This window comes from Caballeronia sp. GAWG2-1, assembly GCF_023631405.1.
GTDB lineage: Bacteria > Pseudomonadota > Gammaproteobacteria > Burkholderiales > Burkholderiaceae > Caballeronia.
In genome coordinates this window covers 72,206-96,832 of the sequence record NZ_JALQDD010000037.1, presented here as the reverse complement: position 1 = coordinate 96,832, position 24,627 = coordinate 72,206, and the positions used below count along the sequence as shown (strand labels likewise).

Sequence of the window (24,627 nt, the reverse complement as noted above, 5' to 3'; positions counted from 1 at the left end):
GCGACAGCGTCTTCCGGCGGGACTGAGCATGATGTCTCCGCCCGATTTCCAGTCGCGCCCGGCATGGACCATGACCGTCATGCTGACGGCCCTCTCCCTCATCAATTTTCTCGACAAGATCGTGCTGGGTCTGGTGGCCGTGCCGCTGACGGCGGAACTTCATCTGTCGCCGCAGCAGTACGGCCTCGTCGCCGGCAGCTTCTTCTGGCTGTTTTCGGCTTCGACCGTCGTCGTCGGGTTTCTCTCCAACCGCATTGCGACGCGCTGGATTTTGCTCGCCATGGGGCTGGCCTGGGCGGTGCTGCAAGTGCCGCAGGCGCTGACCACGAGCGCACTCGGGCTGCTGGCTTGCCGGGTGATTTTGGGCGCGGCGGAAGGACCGTCGTTTCCGGTCTCCGTGCACGCGCTGTACAAATGGTTTCCCGATCGCAGACGCAATCTGCCGGTGGCTGTAATCAATCAGGGAGCCGCCGCTGGCATGTTGCTGGCCGGCATGCTGATTCCGCTCGTGACGAAGCAATGGGGCTGGCGCATGAACTTCGTGCTGCTCGGCGCAATAGGCATGATCTGGTGCGTGCTTTGGCTATGCTTCGGCCGCGAAGGACCGATCGACGAGAGACGATCAGCGCGCGGCAACCAGCGTACCGTTAATCAATCCGCGCTTGCCTCGTCGCAACGGCTTTCGTATCGCCGCATCCTGACGGACCGTTCGGTCCTCTCCGTGTTCGCGCTCGGCTTCACGGCCTACTGGACACTCGGACTCAGCCTGACCTGGCTGCCCACTTATCTCGAGAAAGGGCTTGGTTTCTCCGGCGTCGAGGCAGGCCGCTGCTTCGCGGCAGTGGTCGCCACGGCGGCGCCCGTGAACCTTGGCCTCAGCTGGATCTCGCAGCGCATGCTGGCAGGCGGCGCATCGAGCCGCCGGGCGCGGGTGCATCCAATCTGCCTGAGCGCCATGGCCGGCGCGCTGGTGTTCGTCTTGCTGATCCTGCTGAATGCGCCGCCCATTCAGAAAGTCGCGCTGCTAGCCATCGCCTGCGCGCTGCCGACACTGAGCTTCACGCTCGCGCCCGCCCTGCTCGCGGAGATAGTGCCGGATAGTCAACGCGGTGCGCTGGTCGCGATCCACACCGCGCTCGCAAGCCTCGGCGCCGCCATTGCACCGGCGGTGATGGGGCGGATCGTGCAGACCCACGGCGGCGGCACTAGCCATGCGTATGAACTCGGCTTCGTCGTGAGTGCCGTTTTGCTGCTTGCCGCCGCGCTCGCCGCGCTGCGCTGGCTTCGTCCCGAGCAGTCCGTGAAGACGTTGCAGCACGTGGCCGCCCGCGCCCCCGCCTGATGGACCTTGCCCCGAGGCCTCCCCACTGCCTTCCGGCGAACAAGCAGCGAAACACCGTGCTCATCTGAACCGCAAACCGAGCCATGAATAGACCTGAGAGAAACCAGCAGCCCGATACGAGCGCTGCGGAGTATGACTACATCGTCGTGGGCGCGGGATCGGCCGGTTGTGCGGTGGCGGCCAGACTGGCCGAAGATCCGTCGGTGAGCGTCGCGCTTCTCGAAGCCGGTCCCCATGACCACCACCTAAGCGTATGGGCGCCTATCGGCCTTGCGGCCACGGTGCGCAAGCACGGTCCGCGCAACTACGCCTACCACTCCGAGAAGCAGCCCGGTCTCGGCGGTCGCCCCTCCTTCCAGCCGCGTGGCCGGGGACTCGGCGGCAGTTCGTCGATCAACGGCATGGTGTACATCCGCGGGCACCGCAGCGACTACGACGCGTGGGCAAAGCTCGGCTGCACCGGCTGGAGCTACGACGACGTACTGCCCTATTTCCGTCGCAGCGAATGCAACCAGCGCTTCCTCGACGACAGCGGCGATCCCTGGCACGGCGGCACCGGCCCTCTGCACGTCAGCGACCTGCGCACGCCCAATCCGTTCTCCCGGCGTTTCGTCGCGGCCGCGCTGCAAGCCGGCTATCGCCCAAACGACGATTTCAACGGCGCGGAGCAGGAAGGCGCAGGGCTCTACCAGGTCACGCAATGGAATGGCGAACGGTGGAATGCCGCGCGCGCGTATCTGCATCGTGGCGACAAGCGCGACCCGAGCTTCAGCGGAGGCCGGCCGAATCTTGCCGTGCTCACCGACGCCCAAGCGCTTCGTCTCGTCTTCAAGGGCAAGCGTGCAAGTGGCATTCACGTCGTGCGCGCGGGCGTCGAGCAAACCTTGCGGGCCCGCCGCGAGATCGTGCTCGCTTGCGGCGCGTTCAATTCGCCACAACTGCTGATGGCCTCCGGCATTGGTCCGGCGCAACATCTGCGCAGCGTAGGCATCGACGTGATTCACGACCTGCCCGGCGTCGGCGAAAACCTGCAGGACCATCTCGACGTCATCGTCAACAAGCAGGTGAGGTCGACGGACCTCTATGGCTATTCAGCCGGCGGCTTCCTGCGTCTCATGTCCGAGATCGTGCGATACCGGCGCAACCGCACGGGCATGGTCAGCTCCAACTTCGCCGAAGCGGGTGCGTTCGTCAAGACGCGTCACGACCTTGCCGTGCCCGACGTGCAACTGGCCTTCGTGCTGGCGCTGCTCGGCGATCGCAACAAAACCAAGCGCTCGAAGCTCGGACACGGCTATTCCTGTCATGCATACGTCCTGCGGCCCGAGAGCCGCGGTCATGTTCGTCTGCGCACGGCCGACATGCGCGATGCTCCGTCGATCGACCCGCGCTTTCTCTCCGCCGAAGCGGACATGGACGCGCTCGTTGCGGGCGTCAAAATCGTGCGCCGCATCTATGCGCAACCCGCTCTGGCCGATGCAGGCGGCAAAGAAATGCTCACCGACGACTTCGGACCCGACGGCTCGAACGAAGACGCGATCCGTGCGTTCGTGCGCAGTCAGGCCGACAGCGTCTATCACCCGGTCGGCACCTGCAAGATGGGCATCGACACGCAGGCGGTCGTCGATCCAAGCCTGCGCGTGCGCGGCATCGACGGTCTGCGCGTGGCGGACGCGTCGATCATGCCGACGCTCATCGGCGGCAACACGAACGCGCCGGCCATCATGATCGGCGAGAAGGCGGCGGACTTGATCCGCGCCGCAAACAGATAGATTCGGACAGCTTCAAATGGAGCATCTCATGCAAGCAATCGAAACCGCACCCGCGTTCAACACGACGCACGCCGTACCCGAGAGATGGCCCTTCGCGGTGGAGCGTCACACGCCGACGATCGGAGCGACGATCGAAGGCGTCGACCTGCGCGATCCGCTCGACGACGACACCTGTCTCGCCTTGCGCCGCGCGCTGCTCGAATACAAGGTCCTGTTTTTCCGCGATCAGGACATCACGCCGGCCCAACATGTGGCGCTGGCGCGGCGCTTCGGCGAACTGGAGATCCACCCGGCGTTTCCGCATCACCCGGAGCATCCCGAATTGGTGATCCTCGGGCGCAACGAAACGCGCCGTGGACGCGAAAACATCTACCACTCGGATGTATCGTGGCGTGACATTCCATCCATGGGTTCGATGCTGCGCTGCGTGCAATGCCCGGACGTGGGCGGCGACACGATCTGGATCAACATGGTCGCGGCCTATGCGAACCTTCCCGAGGAGATCAAGGCACGCATCGCTCATCTCGAAGCCGTCCACGACATTCTGCCGCTGTTCGGCACGGCGTTGCCGAAGGACCAGCATCCCGTCATGCGCCAGAAGTTTCCGCCGGTCACGCATCCGGTGGTGCGCGTGCACCCGGAAACCGGCGAGAAGGTTCTCTACGTCAATGAGGCCTTTACCACGCATCTATCGAACTACGGGCACGTGACGGCTGAGGCTTATCTCGTCGGCTTCGACTACAAGCTCGCCGAGATGGATCTGCTGCAATACCTGTTCCGTCAAGCTCAGGCGCCCGAATACCAGGTTCGTCTGAAGTGGAGACCCAACACGATCGCCTTCTGGGACAACCGCGCCTGTCAGCACTACGCCGTGCAGGACTACTTCCCCGCGCCGCGCCATATGATGCGCGCCACGGTAATCGGCGACCGTCCGGTCGGCATAGCCTGAGGAGACGGCATGACAATATTGAACACGTTCTACATCGGCGGCGCGTGGGTCGAACCGTGCCCCGGCAGCACGCTGATGGATATCGTCGATCCCGTCACCGAGGAACCAACCGGCAAGCTCGCGATGGGCACGGCAGCCGATGCCGACCGCGCCGTGGCCGCGGCACGCGCTGCATTCCCGGCATGGTCAGCGACGAGCCGCGAGGAACGCATCGCCTTGCTCGAACGGGTGATCGAAAGGTATCGCGCCCGTCTCGACGATCTTGCTGACGCCGTGCGCCGCGAGATCGGCGCGCCCATCGCACTGTGCAGGCACTTGCAGGCGCCGATCGGCCTCGCGCAGCTTCAGGCGGCGCTGGAAACCCTGCGTCATTTCGAGTTCGAGACGAATCACGGCAAGAGCGATGTACGCCGCGAAGCGATCGGCGTTGCCGCACTCATCACCCCGTGGAACTGGCCTCTGAACCAGATCACCGCCAAGGTCGCGCCTGCGCTCGCGGCGGGCTGCACCATCTTGTTGAAGCCTTCCGAGATCGCCCCGTTCGACGCCGTCATTTTCGCGGAAATCATGCATGAAGCGGGCGCGCCGGCAGGCGTCTTCAACATGATCTTCGGCGAAGGACGGGTCGTGGGCGAGCATTTGTCCGCGCATCGCGACGTGGACATGGTGTCGATCACCGGTTCGACGCGCGCCGGCATCGAAGTCGCCATGAGCGCCGCGCCGACAGTCAAGCGAGTCGCTCAGGAGCTTGGCGGCAAGTCGCCGCTCCTGATCCTCGACGACGCCGACCTCAAGGCCGCAGTGACGAGCGGCGTCGCACAATGCATGGCCAACTCGGGGCAGACGTGTGTCGCGCCCACCCGCATGCTGGTGCCGCGCGACCGTTACGAAGAGGCCGTGACGATTGCCGCCGCCGTTGCCAACGCAGTGACGGTTGGCGACCCGGCCGATCCGGCCACGAAGATGGGACCGATCTCCAACCGCGCCCAGTATGACAAAGTGCAGCGAATGATTCGCACCGGGCTCGAAGAAGGCGCGCGGCTCGCGGCGGGCGGCGTGGGCCGGCCGGAAGGCATCTCGCGAGGTTTCTATGCGCGCCCCACCGTCTTTGCCGATGTTCACAACGGCATGAAGATCGCGCGTGAAGAGATTTTCGGCCCTGTGCTGGTGGTGATCGCCTACGACGATGAGGAAGAAGCCATCGCTATCGCCAACGACACGGACTTCGGGCTTGCGGGTTATATCGCCACCGGCGATGCACAACGGGCCCGGCGCATCGCAACGCGGCTGCGCGTGGGATCGGTGCGGATCAATGGCGCCATGATGGACATCACCGTGCCCTTCGGCGGCTATAAAACTTCCGGCAACGGGCGCGAATGCGGAGCGGAAGGGCTGGCCGAGTTTCTGGAATGCAAGTCGGTCACTGCCTGACGGAACACGTGAATCGGTGGAAAGAAAGGCCTGCAGCACGAGGCCTTTCTCATGGCGCCGCCAAAGCGCCCTCAGATCGTGGACAAGGTCAGCGCGTTCTTCACTGACTTCACGCCCTCCACGCCTTCGGCCACTTGAGTGGCCAGTCTGATCTGCGCCTCTTCCGGTACGGTGCCTTCCAGTATCACCGCCCCTTCAGACGCGCGAACCGTGATGCTGGCCACCCGCAGCCCCCGAGTCTTGCTGAGTGCGCGGAGCACGCTCTTTTGCAACGCCCGGTCGGCCGCCTTGCTGGCTGCTTTGCTTGCCTTCGCATCCGATGCCGGCACGGAGGACGCGGCATAACTACTCTGAGCGTGCGCACCGGAAGACCCGCCTATGGAAGCCGCCAGCATGAAAGCAGCGCCGACGAGCCGCATCGCTTTAATCGATTGCATCAGGATTTCCTTTCTCTCTTTGGTTGTCGTGAACGAACCCCATCGTCAGAAACGATGTGTCATGCCAACGAGTCCCAGAACTTGTTTCGAGCCGCTGACGACTCCCGCCACGCCGGGCCAGCTCATGTTTGCGCTGCCGTTGTTCTTCACGTACCCGGCGCGCATATAAAAACTGGTGCGTTTCGAAATGTTGTGGTCGACGCCGACCTCGACACCGAGGCTATTGTCGTGAACGCCGCGCACGACGCGTTGAATGCCCGCAAGTTCAACGGTATCGAAAGGCGTGGCCTGAATCGTCGCGCCCAGCTCCATGATGCTGTACGAATGCACCAGAGTCCCGAGCGGCAGGCTCACCGCGGGCGTCACTGTTACCAGCGCGCCATCGGGCACATCCTTGGGGCGGTTGTAGGAATAGTTGAACTGGAAGTTCACGATGCCCAGCCGATACGCCAGCGCCCCGGTGAAATGCTCGGTCGCCATCAACGGGAACGATGTCAAGAGGGAAGGCGCGGCAGGCACCAGCGGCGCGGTCTCGTTCGAGCCGTGCTGATACTGATAGCCGACGCCCGCGTAAAAGCCGTAACCGGAATAGCTCGCGGCCAGGTCGAGCATGTTGCCTGAAGTGACGGCCACTGGCTGGGTCGTGGCAGACGCCAGCGCGTACATCGCATAGAGGTGAACGCCGCTCAGGTCCGGCGAGAGATAAACGATCGAACTGCTGGTTCGCCCGGACACGTACTGGGTCGCGAGAGTGGCGCGATCGGTGGCGCCGGCGAGATCGGCTGCGGCCAGCGGCGACAACGCTTCGTTGCCGCGGAACGGGTCCGTGAAATACACCGCCCAGAAGCTGGGCTGATATTGACGCCCGAAGCTCAACTGGCCGTAGGTGTCGTGCTTCAATCCTACCCAGGACTGCCGGTAGAACATGGCGGTGCTGTCGGCGAAGTAAGTGCCGTTATTCGTGTTGTACCCGCTCTCGACATCGAACACCGCCTTCAGCCCGTTGCCGAGGTCTTCCGAACCCTTCAGGCCGACCAGCGAACCTGTCGACCCGCCGCTTCGCTCGGCATATGAATGCCGTCCACCGTTATCCAGATACTGTACGAACACGTCCGCGACGCCGTACAGGGTCACGCTCGACTGCGCGGAAGCCGCCCCGGCGGCGAGCATCAAAACAGCCCCGAATACAGGTCTGATCCTGAAACGCATGCATGTCTCCCCTTTTCGTTCTGAATCCGGTGAACATGAGCAATGCCAAGGTGTGTCGACCGTGGCCAGCCAACACGCATCGAGCCGATGCCGCGGATCGCCAAGTCGGCGCGCGGGCCCAAGATCGACGTCTCTGTTGTCGCGAGTCAATATTGCGGGGACCGCCAGACGGAACCACTACCCGAACCGAGGGGGGACGGGAATACCCCGAGCGAGGCAAGGGCGAGCGGCACTCGACGCCTACCCGAAAGAGGGGGCGGCAAAAGCGCGCCGCGCCGTTACGCTCGACAGAACCGGTCATCAGCGTGCCGATGCCCCCGGGCATTGGTTCTTGCATGACCCATGCGTTGATCTGCTGCACTTATCCTTGAGCGAGGTGGCAATGTCCGCGATCCGATCCATGCCCGTCACGCGGCGGCCTGTGCATACCCGACGCATCGAGTGTGCGGGTTATGAAAGAAGCGACGGCCTGTTCGATATTGAAGGCCACATGATCGACACCAAGGCCGACGACGCCAATCTGATCTTCAAGGTCGTGCCGGCCGGCTCGCCAATTCACGACATGCGTATCGTCGTGACCGTCGACAGCAGGCTCGTGATCCATCGCATAGAGGCTCGCACCGAGGCCGCGCCAAGTCGCTATTGCGCGGAGATCAACGCGGCCTACGCGTGCCTCGCGGGCGTGGCAATCGGCGCGGGATTCATGAAGGAAGTAAGACGCCGCCTTGCCGGGACAAGCGGTTGCACGCATCTGAGCGAACTGCTCGGGCCAATTGCGACGACCGCTATCCAGACGCTCATAGGCTTGCGCGCCAGCGGAAAGGTCCGTCAAGAGCAGTCCGACCAAGCCGACATGCCAATGCTCGACACCTGTCATGCGTGGCGCGCGGACGGCGAGGTCGTGCGTTTCGTCTCCCGGCGCAAGCGCGAGCGCGAAGCTTCTCAGACTGTTCCTTCACGCGCCGGTAAAATATCGTAGTTGCACGATCTCGACCGCCCCGCCCCGGCGTGAAAATCCGCGACTAGCGCTGCGCTACAATAAGCCGGTCATCATTTTGTCTTCTGGCAGGCGCCGCTCAGGCGCCTAACCGGAACGCGCAAGGCGCAGGTCAGCATGCCGCAGAATTCTCCTTTCGAGGACCGTCCGCTCTCGCGCCGCCTGCAAAACGGCAGGATCGAACCCAACACCGAATCCCGTCTGGTCGCACCGCGCGGCGCCGCACGCATCGTTGCGCGCGAGCGCTTGCTCGCCCGGTTGCTCGACGCGCGCCGCAGTCGTTGCGTGATTCTTCAAGGTCCCGCCGGTTGCGGCAAAACGAGTGTCGTGATTGCGTGGCGCGAGGCCTTGCTGTCGCTCAGTTTCGACATCGCGTGGCTCACCCTCGCACCGGAAGACAACGACCTCGCCCACTTTTTCGATTGCCTCGTCGCCAGCCTCGCGCACGTCGATCCCGCCATCTCCCGCGAAGCCGGGCTGCTGGGCGGTCGTGGACTGGATGACGAAGCCGTCGAACGCACCGTCATCGCGCTCGTGCGCGGCATCGCCGGTCATCCCGGAGACGTCGTGCTGGTGCTCGACGACCTGCATCATCTCGCCAACGCACGCAGTCACGAAGCGTTGCAATGGCTCCTCGATTACGCGCCGCCCAACCTTCACCTCGTGCTCGTTTCGCGTGGCAGCGTGCCACTCTCGCTTGGCCGGACGCGCGACGAGGGACTCGTGCTCGAACTGGACATGCGCGATCTTCGCTTCACCGCTGCGGAATCCGAACAATTCCTGCGAGAGCAGCTCGGCGAAATCAATCCGCGAGATGCCCGCTACACGCATGAGCAAACGGATGGCTGGGTCGCCGGCCTGCAACTGTGCGCGATGCGCTTCAAAAAGAGAAAACCAGGCGCGGCGGATATCGCCGGAGCCGATCTCTCGACGCACGGTAGGCTTCAGGACGCGCGCGGCCTTACCGAGTACTTCGAGCGGGAAGTGTTGTCGCGCCTTGCGCTCCCCGAGGTCGAGTTGTTGATACGAATTTCCGCCTGCACGCTGTTTTGCGCGCCGCTGTGTATTGCGTTGCTTGGAGACGAACAGACAGCGGGCGAAGTGCGCGTGCGGCTGGCGAGACTTGAAAGCGACAACCTCTTCATTGCGCCGATCGAAAGCGCGGGCAGCGAAACGTGGTATCGGCTCAACCCGCTCTTTCGCGAGACCCTGCTCGAACGCTTTCAGGCGCGCAGCGAAGTGCATCGACGTGCCGTGCATCGGGCGGCATGGACCTGGTTTCGCGATCACGATCATCCCGACGAGGCGGTGCGCCACGCATTGCTCGCGGGCGAAGCGGCCGCCGCGGCCGATCTCGTCCAGCGCGTTGCCCGCACCATGCAGGTCGCCGGGAAACTGCGCAAGCTCGTCGGGCTCATGCGGCTGCTCCCATGCGTCGAGGTTCAGGCTCGCATCGGTCTGCGGCTTCTGATGGCGCATCTGCATCTGTATGCGCGCGAATTCGGCGCCTGCGCGGCGGCCATCGCGCGACTGCACGACGACATTCCTTTCGCCGACACTCAATCGCGCTACCGCCTGGCTCTTTTGCGCACGGCGCTCGCCGTGCAACGCGACGACCCCGACGCCGCCGCCTCGATGTTGCCGCAACTGCTGGGCATTCCCGCCGACGCGGACAGTCTCGCGACGGGCGCGCGCACCAACCTGCTCTCGTGGATCCACATGCGCCACGGCGCGTACGAAGAGGCGCGGCGCGTGCAGACGCAGTCGGCGCAACTGCTCTTCGAAGGCGCACCGCTTTCCGGCACGCCAGCGGGCGCATTGAACGGCCGCTGCATGATCGGATTCAGCCATGCGCTGGAAGGCAGGTTCGTGCAGGTCGAGCGCATTGCCCGCGACGTACTCTGCAAGGCCGACAGACTCGGCAGTGCGGCCGCCGAAGCCGCATGTTTCGCCGCCGCGTTGCTGGCCGAAGCGCTCTACGAGTTCGGCGAACCCGGCGCCGCGCGCAAGCTGCTTGAAGAGCGTATCGACGTGCTGGAGCGTGTCTCCATCCCCGACTCCGTGCTGCGCGTGTTCACCGTGCTTTCGGCGGTGCACTGGACGACCGGGCATCGGCTGAACGCGTTCGCATACCTCGAACGGCTTGAACGATACGCGACGCAACACGGCCTCGTGCGGCTCGTCGCTCATGCCGTGGCAGAACAGACGCGGCGTCATCTGTCATGCGGACAGTTCGACGCGGCGCAAGCGGGACTGACCCGCCTCGACACGATCGCCGCGCACAGCGACGCCGCCCCTTCCACGACCGTCGCGGAGATTCGGGCGATGGCGGCACGCGGGCAGATCGACTGGTGCATGGCGCACGAAGACTGGGAAAGCGCGGCACTGCGTCTGCAATCGCTCATTCCGTTTTACGAAGCGCACGGCTGGCAGCGGCACGTTGCCTGTCTGCAAATGCAGTCGGCATTGGTCGATGAGCGGCGCGGCCGACCGGACGCGGCGCGCGTGGCCGTGCTGGCCGCATTGCGGCGCGGACACCGGCTCGGTCTCATACGCAGTTTGCTCGATACGGACCCCGGCGCCCTCGATCTCATCACTCATGTCGAGCAGAGTGAACCGCACGATCCCGTGCTTTCCTTTTACGTGGACCGATTGCATGCCGCGCAACAAGGCGCGCCGCGCAGCGGTGCCAAGCCGGCCGCGCGGCTCAACAACGCGGGCGGGAGCATCGACACGTTGAGCGAACGCGAAACGCGCGTGGTCGGATTGCTGGCGCACGCGCTGCCGAATAAGAAAATCGCGCGCACGCTCGGCATTTCGCCCGAAACCGTCAAGTGGCATCTGAAAAATATCTACGGGAAGCTCGGCGTGGCAAGCCGCGACGAAGCGGTCGCGCGCGTGCGCGATCTCGAACTGAGCAACGCGACGCTGGGCAGTGCCGCCAGTGGAGCAGGCTGACGAGCCCTGATTCGTTCTTGCGCAGCCACGCCACCCGCCTTGGGTGGTTCCGTCGCAGCCGCAACGCACTATCCTTCGATTCAAGGGGTAGTGCGTAATCATTGCGCACACAAAACTCCACGAAATAACGCCGGTGCGCGCCGCGGTGCGCACTGAAGCCAAGGAGACAGGCGTAAATGAGTACGCTGATGGATGACGTATCTGCAGTAGCGCCTTATCGTCCCGTGCGTTTCCCGGAGCGCCGGCCGCACATCGAGCACCGTCCCGACGGCACGCTTATCCTCAGTTCGGCGAGCGCGCCGCCGGTCATTGCCGAGCGCAGCTTTGCCGCGTTCATTCCCGCGTGGGCCGAGCGTCGCGGCGATGACACGGCATTCGCCGAGCGCGATGCAACGGGCGCATGGCGCACCATTAGCTGGCGCGAACTGTGGGTACAAGTCCAGACGGTTGCCGCCGCGCTGCTCGAAATGGGACTGGGTCAGCAGCGTCCCGTGATCCTGCTATCAGGCAATTCGATCGAGCAGGCGGTATTGCTGCTCGCGGCCGAATACGTCGGCATTCCGAGTGCGCCGGTGTCGCCTGCTTATTCGCTCGTCAGCCGGGACTTCGCGCGTCTCAAAGGCGTGCTGCGAATGGTTCCGCCCGCCACGGTGTTCGTGCAGGATGCGGCGCAGTTCGCGCGCGCGCTTGCCGCTCTCGCCGCTTCGGGCGTCGCGGGCACATCGATCATCACCGTGCGCAACGCCGCGCCCGGCCACCGCACCTGGGCCGACTTGCTCGCCAGTGGATTGACGCACGCGCGCAGCGCCGCCGTCGCGGCAGCGCATGCATCGATCGACGGCGCCCACACCGTTCGCGTGCTGTTCACCTCGGGCTCGACCGGTGTTCCGAAGGGCGTGCCGCTCACCTACGGCAACTTCAGGGCAGTCGCGTCCTACTACGCCGACAACCTCGGCTGGCTGCTGGAATCGCCACCGGTCTTTCTCGACTGGCTGCCCTGGCACCACGGTCTGGGCGGCGTGCTCAATCTCGGCCGTTCGATCCAGTTCGGCGCGACCCACTATATCGACGACGGCCGGCCGCTTCCGGGCCTGATCGAGCGCACGGTTCGCAATCTGCGCGACGTCTCGCCCACCGTGTTCACGAGTGTTCCCTCGGCGTGGGCCGTACTGGCGGGCGAACTCGAACGTGACCCCGTGCTCGCGCGAAGCCTGTTCGCCGACGTCCAGTATTTCGGCTATGGCGGGGCCAGCCTTCCCGCCGACGTGTGGAATCGCATCCAGCGCGTCGCCGTCGATACCATCGGCCGGCGCATCGTCTTTTCGACCGGTCTCGCCTGCACGGAAACGAGCGGCATGGGCACCTATTGTGGCTGGCCGTCGAAGGACCTCGGCAACATCGGCGGCCCGGTGCCCGGCTCCGAAGTGAAGCTGGTGCCGCTCGACGGCGGCGACGGACGCTACGAGATCCGCATGCGCGGCGCGAATGTCTTCGGCGGCTATCTCGACAATCCGGAACTGAGCGCGGCCGCGTTCGATTCAGAAGGCTTCTTCCGCCTCGGCGACGCCGTCCGTCTGGCCAATCCGGAAGATGCGGGCGAAGGCCTGCTCTTCGCCGGCCGCGTGGTCGAAGACTTCAAGCTCACCAACGGCACCTGGGTACGCACGGGCGCCGTCCGTCTCGGTCTGCTCGAACTGTGCGCCCCGCTCATTTCGGACGCGGTGATCTGCGGTCACGATCACGACTATCTCACCGCGCTTGCATGGCCGAACGTGGCCGCCTGCAAACGGCTCGCCCCCGAGCTTGCCGAATTGGACGCGGAAGCGCTCGCCCGGCATCCGCTCGTGGTGGCCGCGCTGCGCGAACGCCTCGTCACTCAGCGAGGCGGTGGCGCCAGCCGCACCATCGAACGCGTGATGCTGATGGCGGAACCGCCTTCCATCGACGCCAACGAGATCGCCGAAAAAGGCTACGTCAATCAGGCCGTCACCCGCGCGCGGCGCGCTCATCTGATCGAGCCTCTCTTTCACGCCGAGCCGGCCGCGCATATCGCCTGCGCACGGTAAGCCTCACACCCGGATCAGGCGGATCCTTTCTCAGGAACTTAGTCATGCACATTACTCGAACCGTCTTCCGCGACGATCACGAAATGCTGCGCACCAGCGTGCGCCGCTTTCTGGAACGGGAATGCGTTCCGAAACAGGCCGAATGGGACAAGACCGGCCGCGTCGATCGCGAAACCTGGCTGAAGGCGGGCCGTGAAGGACTGCTGTGCCTGACGCTGCCAGCCGAATACGGCGGCGGCGGCGGCGATTTCGGGCATGCGGCCGTGCTTAACGAAGAAGTGAATCGCGCGGGCCTGAGCGGGCTGGGCTTCGGCGTTCACTCGGACGTCATCGCGCCTTATATCGCACGCATCGGCAGCGAAGAGCAAAAGCAGAAGTGGCTCCCCAAAGTCTGCTCGGGCGAGGCAATTCTCGCCATCGCAATGACCGAACCGGGTACTGGCAGCGACCTCAAGTCCGTGCGGACGAGCGCCGTGCGCGATGGCGACGAGTACGTCATCAACGGCAGCAAGACCTTCATCAGCAATGGTCTGAATGCCGACCTGATCATCGTGATCTGCAAAACAGACCCGAGCGCGGGTTCGAAGGGCGTGAGCCTGATCGTGGTCGAGGCAACTCGTCCCGGATTTCGCCGTGGCCGCAAGCTCGACAAGGTCGGCATGCACGGGCAGGACACCGCCGAGTTGTTCTTCGACGACGTGCGCGTTCCGGTCGCCAACCGTCTCGGCGAGGAAGGTCAGGGCTTTGCCTACCTGATGGGTGAACTGCCGCAGGAGCGCTTGTCCATCGCCATCGGCGCGGCGGCGAAGCTCGAAGCCTGCCTCGAACATACGCTGAACTATGTGAAGGACCGCCGCGCCTTCAATCAGACCGTATGGGACTTCCAGAACACCAAGTTCAAGCTTGCCGACATCAAGGCCCAGGCCACGGCCGTGCGCCTGATGGTCGATCACTATCTGGCCGAGCACGTGCGCCGTCGCCTGACGCTCGAAGAAGCCGCCATCGCCAAGCTCTACGCCACCGAGACACTTGGCAAGGCGCTCGACGAGATGGTGCAGCTTCACGGCGGCTACGGCTACATGCTCGAGTACCCCCTCGCACGCGCTTTCGCCGATGCGCGCGTGAACCGCATTTATGGCGGCACGAGCGAGGTCATGCGCGACCTCATCTCCCGCAAGCTGTAAGTCGAACCTTCTTTTCCACGGAGCAGTGATATGACTCGTAACGTCTTCGTCGCCGGCGTCGGCATGATCCCGTTCAAGAAACCCGGCACCAGCGACACCTACGACGTGATGGGCGCCGGCGCGGTTCGCCAGGCACTGGCCGATGCCGGGCTCGACTACGCCGACGTCCAGCAGGCCTACGCCGGTTACGTCTACGGCGATTCGACCTGCGGTCAGAAAGCGCTCTACCGCGTGGGCATGACCGGCATTCCGGTCATCAACGTCAACAACAACTGTGCAACCGGTTCGTCGGCGTTGTTCCTCGCCCGTCAGGCCGTCCAGAGCGGCGCGGTGGACTGCGCGCTTGCGGTCGGCTTCGAATTCATGCAGCCGGGCGCGCTGTCATCGAAGTGGAGCGACCGCGCACCGGCGCTCGAACGCGCGCTGGATCTGGTCAACGAACTGGTCGACCGAACCGATCTGGTCTGCCATCCGCCAATTCAGCGGCGCGGGCCGGGCGCACATGGAGAAGTACGGCACCCGCCTCGAAACCTTTGCCAGGATTCGCGCGAAGGCGAGCCAGCATGCGGCGCGCAATCCGCTCGCCGTGTTCCGCAATGTCGTGACGCCGGAAGACGTGCTGGCCTCGCCGATGATCTGGGAAGGCGTGCTGACGCGCCTGATGGCCTGTCCGCCGACTTGCGGGGCGGCTGCGGCGATCGTCGTGTCGGAGGCGTTCGCGCGGCGGCACGGCTTGCGCACCGACGTGCTGATCGCCGGCCAGTCTCTCACCACCGACGAGCCGAGCACTTATGACAGCCGCGACATGATCCGCGTGGTCGGCTTCGACATGACGCGCTCCGGCGCGAAGCTCGCGTACGAGCAGGCAGGCGTCGGTCCCGAAGACATCGACGTGATCGAATTGCACGACTGCTTCGCGCAGAACGAGTTGTTGACCTACGAGGGCCTTGGTCTGTGTGCCGAAGGCGATGCGGAAAAACTCGTCAACGACGGCGACAACACATACGGCGGCAAGTGGGTGGTCAATCCCTCGGGCGGGCTCTTGTCCAAGGGTCATCCGCTCGGCGCGACCGGCCTTGCTCAGTGCTACGAGCTGACCCATCAGATGCGCGGCACGGCCGACGAACGTCAGGTGGAAGGCGCGAAGGTCGCGCTGGCGCATAACCTCGGGCTCGGCGGCGCGTGCGTCACGACCGTGTACAAGGCCGCCTGATGCCGCGCCTTCCGATGGAGTATCCGACATGATCGACAAGAAGCACATCGGCCTGGTGATTCCGGCCTTTCGTACCGTGGCCGAAGCGGGACGACTGCGCTTTTTCGCGAAGGCGATCGGCGAGACCAACCCGATCTATTTCGATGAATCGGCGGCGCGCGATGCCGGCCACCCCGGCCTGCCACTGCCGCCCACCTTCCTGTTTTCACTGGAACTCGAGCAGCCCGATAAAAGCTGGCGCGACGAGATCGGCATTCAGGTCGCGCGCATCCTGCACGGCGAGCAGTCGTTCACCTATCACCGTCTGGCCTATGCGGGCGACGTGCTGCGCTTCGAGTGCCGCATCGCCGACATCTACGACAAGAAAGGCGGCGCGCTCGATTTCGTGGTGCGCGAAACGCGTGTGACCAACCAGCATGGCGAGCATGTCGCGGATCTGCGCAGCGTGCTCGTGCATCGCAACGGCTGAGGAGAAACCCGAATGACACCATTAAGTTTCGATGACATCGAGGTGGGTGACACACTGCCGCCGCTCACGCTGGCGCCCGTCGACCGCACGACGCTGGCGCTTTTCGCAGGCGCATCCGGCGATCACAACGCGGTTCACATCGACCTCGATTTTGCACGGCGTGCCGGCATGCCCGACGTCTTTGCGCACGGCATGTTGTCGATGGCCTGGCTCGGCCGCCTGCTGACGCTGTGGACCGACCAGCGCAATCTGCGGCACTTCGGCGTGCGCTTCGTCGGCATCACGCAACTGGGACACCGGATCACGTGCAGCGGACGGGTCGTCGACAAATCCGAGGCGAATGGCGAACGTCTCGTGAAGGTCGAGATCCAGACCACCAATCAATACGGTGAGCCGCGCGTCCTGGGCGACGCGTCGATCGCACTGTAGTTTCGTTTCATCAAGGAGATAGACATGGGTAAGCTCGACGGCAAGGTAGCGCTCGTCACCGGTTCCGGACGTGGTATTGGCCGCGCGATCGCGGAGAAACTGGCAAGCGAAGGCGCGCGTCTCGTGATCAACGACCTCGACGCCGAGCCGGCGCACGAAACGGTCGAGGTTTTGAAGAAGATGGGCACGCAGGCCGTCGCGGTCGTCGGCAACGTAAGCGCGCCCGACTTCGCCGACCGCTTCATCGGCACGGCGATGAACACGTTCAAGGGCATCGACATCATCGTCAACAACGCCGGTTATACGTGGGACGACGTGGTCCAGAAGATGACCGACGAACAGTGGTACGCGATCATCGACTGTCACATGACCGCGCCGTTTCGCATTCTGCGCGCCGCCTATCCGCATGTGAAGGCGTTGCATGCCGCCGACAAGGAAGCCGGCCGCGACGTATATCGCAAGGTCGTGAATATTTCGTCGGTATCGGCGCTCACCGGCAATGCCGGGCAGATGAACTATTCGTCGGCGAAAGCGGGCGTGATCGGCATGACGCGTGCGCTGAGCCGCGAGTGGGGGCGCTTGAACGTCAATGTCAACTGCGTGGCGTTCGGGCTGATTCACACGCGCATGACGAAGGCGGATGCGGATTCCGGCGCGACGGTCAGGATCGAAGGGCGCGATATTCGCGTGGGCGTGAATGCGGAGCGGCTGAAAGCGCATGCGATGAGCAATCCGCTGGGACGCGGGGGCACGCCGGAAGAAGCGGCTGGCGGCGTGTATCTGTTTTGCTCGCCCGAGTCGAACTACATCACGGGGCAGACGGTGGCGGTAGCCGGCAATCTGCAGTGATGCGGGCAGTGACATGAACGCGCAACGGTCCGGCTCGAAGCCGGACCGTTTTTTTTTGCTACCGCGTATGACTCGGACGGGCTCAGCCCTCTGCCTGAAAGCCGACCCCGTGAAGGCGCATGCGATCGATGGCGGCGTCGTCGAAACCCCAATCGTGCAACGCACGCAGCCCCCCTTCACCGCGTTGCGGCGCGGCGCGCGTGACTTTCGAAGGCGTGCGAGAAAAACGCGGTGCGGGTGCAGGCTGAACCACGCCAGCCACCTCGACGAAACTGCCGCGCGCCTGATGCTGCGGATGAGCCGGCGCTTCCGAAAAGCTCAAAACTGGCGCGACACACGCGTCGCTACCTTCGAACACGGCGCACCATTCATCGCGCGTGCGTTCGAGAAAGGCCGCCGCAAAGCGTTCGCGCAGGACCGGCCAGCCGCTGCGATCGTGCTGCTCCGGCAATCCCGCGTCCGCGAGGCCGAGCTTCGTGAGGAGTTCGGCATAGAAACGCGACTCGACCGCGCCGACCGTCATGTATTGACCATCGCGAGTGCGGTAGCTGTCGTACCAGGGCGTGCCGCCATCCAGCAGATTGCTCTCGCGCTCCTCGCGCCAGTTGCCCGAAGCGAGCATGCCCCAAAAGATCGAACCCAGTTGTGCCGCGCCTTCGATCATCGCGGCATCGACTACCTGACCTTCGCCGCCACGCTGAACGTTGAAGAGCGCCGCCACCACGCCCAGCGCGAGAAGCATGCCGCCACCGCCGTAGTCGCCGACAAGATTCAGCGGCGGCACCGGCGCTCCGTCGGCGCGGCCGATGCCGGACAGCACGCCGGACAGCGCGATGTAGTTCAGATCGTGCCCCGCGCGCGCGGCGAGCGGACCCGTTTGCCCCCAACCGGTCATGCGTCCATACACGAGTCTCGAGTTGCGCGACAGTGCGGCTTGCGGGCCGAGCCCAAGGCGTTCCATGGTGCCGGGCCGAAAGCCTTCGATCAGCACATCGGCGCGGGAAATAAGATCCAGCGCGGCTTCGGCCGCTTCGGGTTGCTTCAGATCCAGCGTGACCGAACGACGACCGCGCCCCGTGACATCCGCACGGTTGCCGTTGGTCTTCGGACCCAGATCGGCGTGCGGACGGGGCCGGTCGACTCGCAAGACATCCGCGCCCATGTCGGCCAGCAACATGGCGCCGAACGGCCCCGGACCGATTGCCTCGAATTCCAGCACGCGTACACCGCTCAAAACACCCATCGTTCCTCCCTTGTCGATTTTGCATGACGGTGCGTTCGGCGCACCGCGGTAGATCGGCTTTCCGTCTTCCGGATGACGGCCTCGATTCAGTGGAAGTAAGCCAGAATGCAGGAGAAGCGGCACCCCCCTGGCCGGGTGGAAGGCTTCGCTGCCTGACTTCGTTAGTTGACGGCGCGCGCCCTGCCCGCCCAGTATGCCGCGCGGAGTTCGCGCTTGAGGATCTTGCCCGCGCCCGACAAGGGCAGCCGCTCCCGAAACTCGATCGTTCTGGGACATTTATAGCCGGCGATGAACGCGCGGCAATGCCTGCGTATCTCTTCTTCGCTGGTCGTTTCGCCGGGCTTGCACACGATCACGGCGTGGACCGCTTCACCCCACATGTCATGCGGCACGCCTATCACCGCACACGCGGCGACCGCGCCGTGAAGTGCGATCACGTTTTCGACCTCGGCGGAATAGACGTTTTCGCCGCCGCTGACGATCATGTCCTTGAGCCGGTCGACGATGTACAGATAGCCTCGGTCGTCCATATACGCGCCGTCGCCAGTATGCAGCCAGCCGCGACGTAAGGCCTGCGCGGTTTCCTCCGGCTTGTTCCAGTAGCCCGCCATTACGTTCGGTCCGCGCACGACGAGCTCCCCTACCGTGCCGCGCGGCACTTCCTGGCCGTGCACATCGACCACTTTCACCAGCAGTCCGGGCAGCCCACGGCCGATGGAGCGATAAAGGCCGCTCCTTCTCGCCGCGTCATCGTGATTGGCGGGCGGATTGACGGAGATGCTGGGACAGGCCTCGGTCATGCCGTACGAATGCGCCAGTTCGACACCCGGCAGGCATTCGATCACGCGATTCAGCAACGGCTCGGGAATAGGCGACGCGCCATAGGTGAGACGCCGCAAGCGCGACAAATCGGCCTGGGCAAAATCTGGGTGATTCAAGACGCCCTGGATCATCGTCGGCACGAGCAGGGTTTCGCTGACGTGCTCTTGATCGATTGCCTTTAAGACTTCGCGCGCGTCGAAGGCGGGAATGATCACATGCGCCTCGCCCGCAACGAACTGCACGAGCGCACGCCCAAGAGCCGCGACATGAAAAAACGGCGCGGCGTGCAGCACCGCGGTCCCGGCGAGCGGCGCCGATTCCGCGATCCGCATGATGCACGACGACCACATGTTCAGATGCGTCTGCATCACCCCTTTCGGAACACCGGTGGTGCCGCCGGTGTACATGATGCAAGCGAGGTCGGCACCGCTGCGACCGATGTCCTCCATCGGCGCGGCTGCCGCGATCAGGGCGTCGAACGACAGCATGCCGTCCGGCGCCGCGCCATCGCCTGCGTGAATCAGTATTGGAACGGTTCGCACAAGGCGGCATACGTTGCGCGCCGTCTCGAGGTGCTGGTCATCCACGATCAGGATGCGCGTGTCGCAATCGTTCAACGAATAGGCGATCTCCGCGGCGCTCCAGCGAATATTGACGGGATTGAGCACGCCGCCGCCCCACCAAACGCCCATCGCATACTCGAGGTAGCGGTCAGAATTCAGCGCCAGCATGCCGACCCGCTCGCCCTCCGTCAGGCCGAGTTCGACCAGAGCCGACGCAAGCCGCGCGACGCGATCGCCGAATTCACGAAAGGTCCGCCTGCGCCCTTTGAACGATACCGCCGTCCGGTCCGGGTTCTGCCGAAGCGAGCGATGAAGGCCCTGAGTCAACTGCATGCTGTCTTCCCTCTGCCGGCGCGTTATCCGTTGAACGACGGCTGCCGTTTGTCGATGAAAGCGGACACGGCTTCGCGGTGATCGTCCGTTTGATGAGCCAACGCCTGATAAGCCGCCGACATCTCCAGCAGCGTGTCGAGCCGGCAATGCATGCCTTCGCGCAGCAGCCGTTTGGCAAGGCGCACCGCATGCGGCGGATTGGCCGCGATGTCCTCGGCGAGGGCGCGCGCGGTTGCAAGCAGCGTGTCATGCGCAACGACGCGCGATACGAGATTCCATTCGAGCGCCTGCTGGGCGCCGATCACCCGGCCGGTGAAGGTCAGTTCCGCCGCCCGCGACAGTCCGATGATGCGTGGCAGGAGCCACGCGCCACCATCGCCGGGAATGATGCCAAGCCGGACAAAACTTTCGGCGAACTTTGCGTGTTCCGACGCAATGCGTATATCACACATGCAGGTGAGATCCAGTCCAGCGCCGATTGCCGCGCCATTCACCGCCGCGATGACAGGCACTTCCAAATTGAAGAGCGCGAGCGGCAACTGTTGAATGCCTCGCCGGTACTCCTGACGGATCTCCACGCCTGACATGGACCCCGATGCATGCCGCTTCATGTCATGGACGTTGCCGCCCGAAGAGAAGGCCGTTCCGGCACCGGTCAGGATCACGGCCCGCACCGAGCGGTCTGTCTCGATCCGCCTGATCGCGTCGAGGAATTCGTCCACCGCCGTGTTGCCGGTCAGCGGATTGCGGCGCTCGGGCTCGTTCATCGTCAGCGTGACGATATGACCGTCCTGCTCGTACTTCAGAAAGTCGTTCATGGAATGTCCGGTCGTTATCAGAGGCCGTCGTCTCAGGCCGTTTTGTTTCAGGCCCGTCACTCAGGCCGTTTCGAGCGGCGCGGTTCGTGCGAAGTCGGCGATCGTGGGGGTCATCCGCGCGAGCGCCGCCTCGCCGACTACGCAATTCCAGTACGCCTCGGAACCGTCGGCCATGCGCCATTCGTGCAGTCGGCGCGTATAGAGCTGCAGGTCGTACTCCGCGGTCACGCCGATAGCCCCGTGCAGCGCGTGAGCGGTGGACGCCACCAGCGGCACCGCCATGCTGGTGCGCGCCTTGGCGATCGCCGTCGCGAGCCGCGCCGGCACAGGGCCGGCGCCGGAAAACGCCAGTTCGGCTGCAATTGCCGCCGCGCTCGTGTGCTGGGCCATCACACTCAACTGATGTTGCACCGCCTGAAACTTGCCGATGGACTTGCCGAATTGAGACCGGTCGTTGCAGTACCGAAGCGTCATGCCGAATACACGATCCATCGCACCGGAGATGGCTGCCGCGTGAATGGCCGCACTGAACAGAGGCACTTCCTCGCCGCTTCGACCGAGCGGCGCGGGAACGCGGTCGCCGCGCCATGTCAGGGTTGCGCACAGGCTGCCCCGCACGCCGCCCGGCTCGCATGCGGTATGGTTCGCGTCGAGCAGAAGCAGATCGCCATCCAGATTCGCGAGCACATATTCACAGATGGTCCCGAACGGCGTGGCGGGCGCCTCCAACGAATGGTGCTCATCGTCAAGGCGTCGGCAGCGGCCCGCCAGCGTGATCATGCCGGCTGGAGCCGCAATGCCGCTCTTGCGCAACAACGCCCGCGCCGCGATGCTCTGCGCCACCGGCGCGGGCGTGGCGAACCGCCCCAGCGTGACGAAGACAGGCGCGAGCGCGGACAGTGCAAGCCCGGCACCGCCCGCGCTTTCCGGCGTCAGCAGTTCCAGAAAGCCGGCTTCTTCCAGCGCAGCCCAGATAGCCGAGGGCGAGCCACCGTTTTCGATGGCCCTGATGGCGTCGGGAGTTGCGTAATCGCGCAGAATGGCCTCGATTGCTTCCGTGAACATGGGAGTCTTTCCTGATGCATGAGAATTAGCGCAAGCCCAGGCCGCGCGCGATCATGCCGCGCAGCACTTCGCGCGTGCCGCCGCGCAACGAGAATGCAGGGGAAACTTGACTGAGATAGGCCAGCGTCCGGTACAACTCGGGTGCGATGGACCGTGCCGGATCGGCCGTGATCGCGGCTTCCAGCAGCGCGGGTATGGTCTGCTCGAACTCGGTGCCGATGTCCTTCACCAGGGCGGCCTCGACCACGGGGCTCTCGCCGCGCGCGAGCCGCGCCGTCACCGCAATGGACATGCAACGCAATGTCGCCAGTTGCGCGACGAGGCTGCCAAGCAAAGCAAGGTCAGCGGGTTTCGCGCTCTCTCTTCGCAAATGGGCGACCCAGCTATCGAGCAGCACGACGCTCGAATAAAGCCGCTCCGGGCCGCTACGTTCGAACGCGAGTTCCGCGGTCACCTGTTCCCAGCCTGCGCCTTCCTCGCCGATCAGCGCTTCGTCGTTGAGGAAGACATCGTCGAAGGTCACTTCGGAGAAGTGCGCGTCGCCCGTGAGGTCCACGATAGGCCGCACATTCACGCCCGGCAACGCGAGATCCACGATGAACTGCGACAAACCCTTCTGGCGATCCTCCGGCGCTCCCGACGAACGCACGAGCGCGATCATGTACTGACAGTGCTGTGCATTGGTCGTCCAGATCTTGCGGCCGTTCAGCCGCCAGCCGCCTTCACTGCGTACCGCGCGGGTTCGCACGCTGGCGAGATCCGAGCCCGCGTTGGGTTCGCTCATGCCGATGCAGAAAAACGCCGACGCGGCGCAAATGCGCGGCAGGTAGAAGTCCTTCTGCGCCTGCGTTCCGTAGCGCAGGATCAATGGACCGCTTTGCCGGTCCGCGATCCAGTGCGCGGCCACCGGTGCGCCAACGGCAAGTAATTCTTCCACCAGCACGAACCGTCGAAACGCATCCATTCCCGCGCCACCGTAACGCGTGGGCAGCGTGAGCCCGACCCAGCCGCGCGCGGCGAGCCGACGGCTGAATGCGGCATCGAAGCCCATCCATGAACGGGCGCGGACGTCGGCCGCGGCGTGCGGCAGATGTTCCGCGATGAACTCCTTCACTTCCGCGCGGAAGGCTTCGGCCTCGACGGGCAACGCCGTTAGATGAAAGGCATCCAGCAGATTACTCACGTCTCGCTCCCCGTGTTTGCATGACAGACGTCCGATGAACGGCGCCCGTGTTCGAAGTGCGAAGTCGAATGCATGGTCACGCTCGAAGCCGCGTCAGTTCGTGCCGTAAAGCGTGACCACGCACGCACCGCCCAACCCGAGGTTGTGCTGCAACGCATGCCGCGCGCCCTCGACCTGACGCCGGTCCGCGCTGCCGCGCAACTGATGCGTGAGCTCGTAACACTGCGCAAGCCCCGTCGCGCCCAACGGATGTCCCTTCGATAGCAGCCCGCCCGACGGATTGACCACGACCTTGCCGCCATACGTGTTGTCGCCGTCCTTGACGAATTTTTCCGCGCCGCCTTCCGGACAGAAGCCCAGCGCCTCGTAGCAGATGACTTCGTTGTGCGCGAAACAGTCGTGCAGTTCGCATACGTCGATATCTTCCGGTCCGATACCCGCGTTTTCGTAGACCTTGTTGGCCGCCGAACGCGTCATATGCGTGCCGACGTAATTGAGCATCGACGGCGGATCGAACGAAGCGGGCGGATCGGTGGTGAGCGCCTGCGCGACGATCCGCACGTCGTTGCGCAGCCCGTGCTTCTTCGCGAAACGCTCCGACACGAGGATGGCGGCAGCGCCGCCGCACGTTGGCGGGCATGCCATCAGGCGCGTCATCACACCGGGGATCAGCACCGTATCGTTCATGACGTCTTCGGTGCTGACCTGCTTGCGAAACAGCGCCAGCGGATTATTGGCGGCGTGACGGCTCGCCTTGGCGCGCACGGCGGCGAACGTTTCCATCGTCGTGCCGTGACGCTTCATGTGTTCACGTCCCGCGCCGCCGAAGGTTCGCAACGCCTGTGGAAGATGCGCGAGATCCGCCGTCAGGCCATGCATGATCGGCACGAATCGTGCGCGCGTGACCGGGCGGTCGTCCCAGTGCGACTTCAGCGCGCCCGCCTGCATCTGTTCGAAGCCGAGCGCCAGCACGCACTCGGCGTCGCCCGTGGCAATGGCCTGACGCGCGAGATAAAGCGCCGTCGAACCCGTCGAACAGTTGTTGTTGACGTTGACGATCGGGATGCCCGTCATGCCGACTTCGTACAGTGCGGTCTGGCCGCAGGTGGAATCGCCATAGACGTAACCGGTAAAGGCCTGTTGCACGAGGTCGTAGGGAATGCCGGCGTCGGCGAGTGCGCGGCGCGTCGCCTCCGCTCCCATTTCGATGTAACTCTGGCTCGCGCCCGGCTTGGCGAACTGAATCATTCCGACGCCTGCCACCAGCACTTTTTCGCTCATGATGTTTCCCGTCA

The 24,627-nt window shown here is 64.4% G+C and carries 19 protein-coding genes and 1 pseudogene; 12 read left to right on the top strand and 8 right to left on the bottom strand.

The window, feature by feature from the left end; all coding sequences use genetic code 11:
• Positions 1-28: 28 nt before the first annotated feature.
• The 4 genes from NCR98_RS24315 to NCR98_RS24300 all read left to right on the top strand — a co-directional run bounded on the left by NCR98_RS24315 (position 29) and on the right by NCR98_RS24300 (position 5,494).
• Positions 29-1,342, top strand: coding sequence for an MFS transporter (locus NCR98_RS24315; RefSeq protein WP_250468199.1), 1,314 nt, complete (start codon positions 29-31; stop codon positions 1,340-1,342).
• A gap of 83 nt (positions 1,343-1,425) precedes the next feature.
• Positions 1,426-3,114: a GMC family oxidoreductase gene (locus NCR98_RS24310; protein ID WP_250527552.1), complete on the top strand. Its 1,689-nt coding sequence runs from the start codon at positions 1,426-1,428 to the stop codon at positions 3,112-3,114.
• 28 nt (positions 3,115-3,142) lie between these two features.
• Positions 3,143-4,063 carry a TauD/TfdA dioxygenase family protein gene (locus NCR98_RS24305; protein WP_250527551.1) on the top strand — a complete coding sequence of 307 codons (921 nt, stop codon included), beginning with the start codon at positions 3,143-3,145 and terminating at the stop codon, positions 4,061-4,063.
• Positions 4,064-4,072: 9 nt separating this feature from the next.
• Entirely contained in the window at positions 4,073-5,494 is a 1,422-nt protein-coding gene (locus NCR98_RS24300) for an aldehyde dehydrogenase family protein (protein ID WP_250527550.1), read from the top strand.
• 71 nt (positions 5,495-5,565) lie between these two features.
• Here the strand turns inward: NCR98_RS24300 and NCR98_RS24295 are convergent, their stop codons facing one another.
• Together NCR98_RS24295 and NCR98_RS24290 are read right to left on the bottom strand one after the other, a co-directional pair.
• Positions 5,566-5,931, bottom strand: coding sequence for a BON domain-containing protein (locus NCR98_RS24295; protein ID WP_250494339.1), 366 nt, complete (start codon positions 5,929-5,931; stop codon positions 5,566-5,568).
• A 45-nt stretch (positions 5,932-5,976) separates the two neighbouring features.
• Positions 5,977-7,140, bottom strand: a complete 1,164-nt coding sequence (locus NCR98_RS24290; RefSeq protein WP_250527549.1) for a porin — start codon at positions 7,138-7,140, stop codon at positions 5,977-5,979.
• Positions 7,141-7,522: 382 nt separating this feature from the next.
• On the opposite strand from NCR98_RS24290, the gene NCR98_RS24285 reads away from it, so the two are divergent.
• From NCR98_RS24285 to NCR98_RS24250, 8 genes and pseudogenes are all read left to right on the top strand, one after another.
• On the top strand, positions 7,523-8,119 hold the full coding sequence (locus tag NCR98_RS24285) for a DUF2889 domain-containing protein (protein WP_250527548.1): 597 nt from the start codon (positions 7,523-7,525) through the stop codon (positions 8,117-8,119).
• A 135-nt stretch (positions 8,120-8,254) separates the two neighbouring features.
• Positions 8,255-11,095 (top strand): winged helix-turn-helix domain-containing protein, encoded by a 2,841-nt coding sequence (locus NCR98_RS24280; protein ID WP_250527547.1) that lies wholly within the window; start codon positions 8,255-8,257, stop codon positions 11,093-11,095.
• Between the two features lie 176 nt (positions 11,096-11,271).
• On the top strand, positions 11,272-13,161 hold the full coding sequence (locus tag NCR98_RS24275) for a feruloyl-CoA synthase (protein WP_250527546.1): 1,890 nt from the start codon (positions 11,272-11,274) through the stop codon (positions 13,159-13,161).
• A 44-nt stretch (positions 13,162-13,205) separates the two neighbouring features.
• Complete coding sequence (locus NCR98_RS24270; RefSeq protein WP_250527545.1) at positions 13,206-14,345, top strand: acyl-CoA dehydrogenase family protein; 1,140 nt, start codon at positions 13,206-13,208, stop codon at positions 14,343-14,345.
• Positions 14,346-14,375: 30 nt separating this feature from the next.
• Positions 14,376-15,558 (top strand): annotated as a pseudogene (locus tag NCR98_RS24265) (lipid-transfer protein).
• A gap of 28 nt (positions 15,559-15,586) precedes the next feature.
• A complete protein-coding gene (locus tag NCR98_RS24260) occupies positions 15,587-16,027 on the top strand; it encodes a MaoC family dehydratase N-terminal domain-containing protein (RefSeq protein WP_244830295.1) in 441 nt (146 codons plus the stop codon).
• Between the two features lie 12 nt (positions 16,028-16,039).
• Positions 16,040-16,456, top strand: a complete 417-nt coding sequence (locus NCR98_RS24255; protein WP_244830293.1) for a MaoC family dehydratase — start codon at positions 16,040-16,042, stop codon at positions 16,454-16,456.
• A 24-nt stretch (positions 16,457-16,480) separates the two neighbouring features.
• A complete protein-coding gene (locus NCR98_RS24250; protein WP_244830292.1) occupies positions 16,481-17,305 on the top strand; it encodes an SDR family NAD(P)-dependent oxidoreductase in 825 nt (274 codons plus the stop codon).
• 82 nt (positions 17,306-17,387) lie between these two features.
• Here the strand turns inward: NCR98_RS24250 and NCR98_RS24245 are convergent, their stop codons facing one another.
• The 6 genes from NCR98_RS24245 to NCR98_RS24220 all read right to left on the bottom strand — a co-directional run bounded on the left by NCR98_RS24245 (position 17,388) and on the right by NCR98_RS24220 (position 24,613).
• Complete coding sequence (locus NCR98_RS24245) at positions 17,388-18,548, bottom strand: CaiB/BaiF CoA transferase family protein (RefSeq protein ID WP_250527544.1); 1,161 nt, start codon at positions 18,546-18,548, stop codon at positions 17,388-17,390.
• Positions 18,549-18,709: 161 nt separating this feature from the next.
• Positions 18,710-20,266 carry a long-chain-fatty-acid--CoA ligase gene (locus NCR98_RS24240; RefSeq protein ID WP_250527543.1) on the bottom strand — a complete coding sequence of 519 codons (1,557 nt, stop codon included), beginning with the start codon at positions 20,264-20,266 and terminating at the stop codon, positions 18,710-18,712.
• Positions 20,267-20,289: 23 nt separating this feature from the next.
• The gene (locus NCR98_RS24235) at positions 20,290-21,084 is read right to left on the bottom strand and encodes a crotonase/enoyl-CoA hydratase family protein (RefSeq protein WP_250527542.1); all 795 of its coding nucleotides are present in this window, start codon (positions 21,082-21,084) and stop codon (positions 20,290-20,292) included.
• Between the two features lie 60 nt (positions 21,085-21,144).
• Entirely contained in the window at positions 21,145-22,149 is a 1,005-nt protein-coding gene (locus NCR98_RS24230; RefSeq protein ID WP_250527541.1) for an acyl-CoA dehydrogenase family protein, read from the bottom strand.
• A 25-nt stretch (positions 22,150-22,174) separates the two neighbouring features.
• Positions 22,175-23,332 carry an acyl-CoA dehydrogenase family protein gene (locus NCR98_RS24225; protein WP_250527540.1) on the bottom strand — a complete coding sequence of 386 codons (1,158 nt, stop codon included), beginning with the start codon at positions 23,330-23,332 and terminating at the stop codon, positions 22,175-22,177.
• Between the two features lie 93 nt (positions 23,333-23,425).
• Complete coding sequence (locus NCR98_RS24220; protein WP_244830274.1) at positions 23,426-24,613, bottom strand: lipid-transfer protein; 1,188 nt, start codon at positions 24,611-24,613, stop codon at positions 23,426-23,428.
• Between the last annotated feature and the right edge of the window lie 14 nt (positions 24,614-24,627).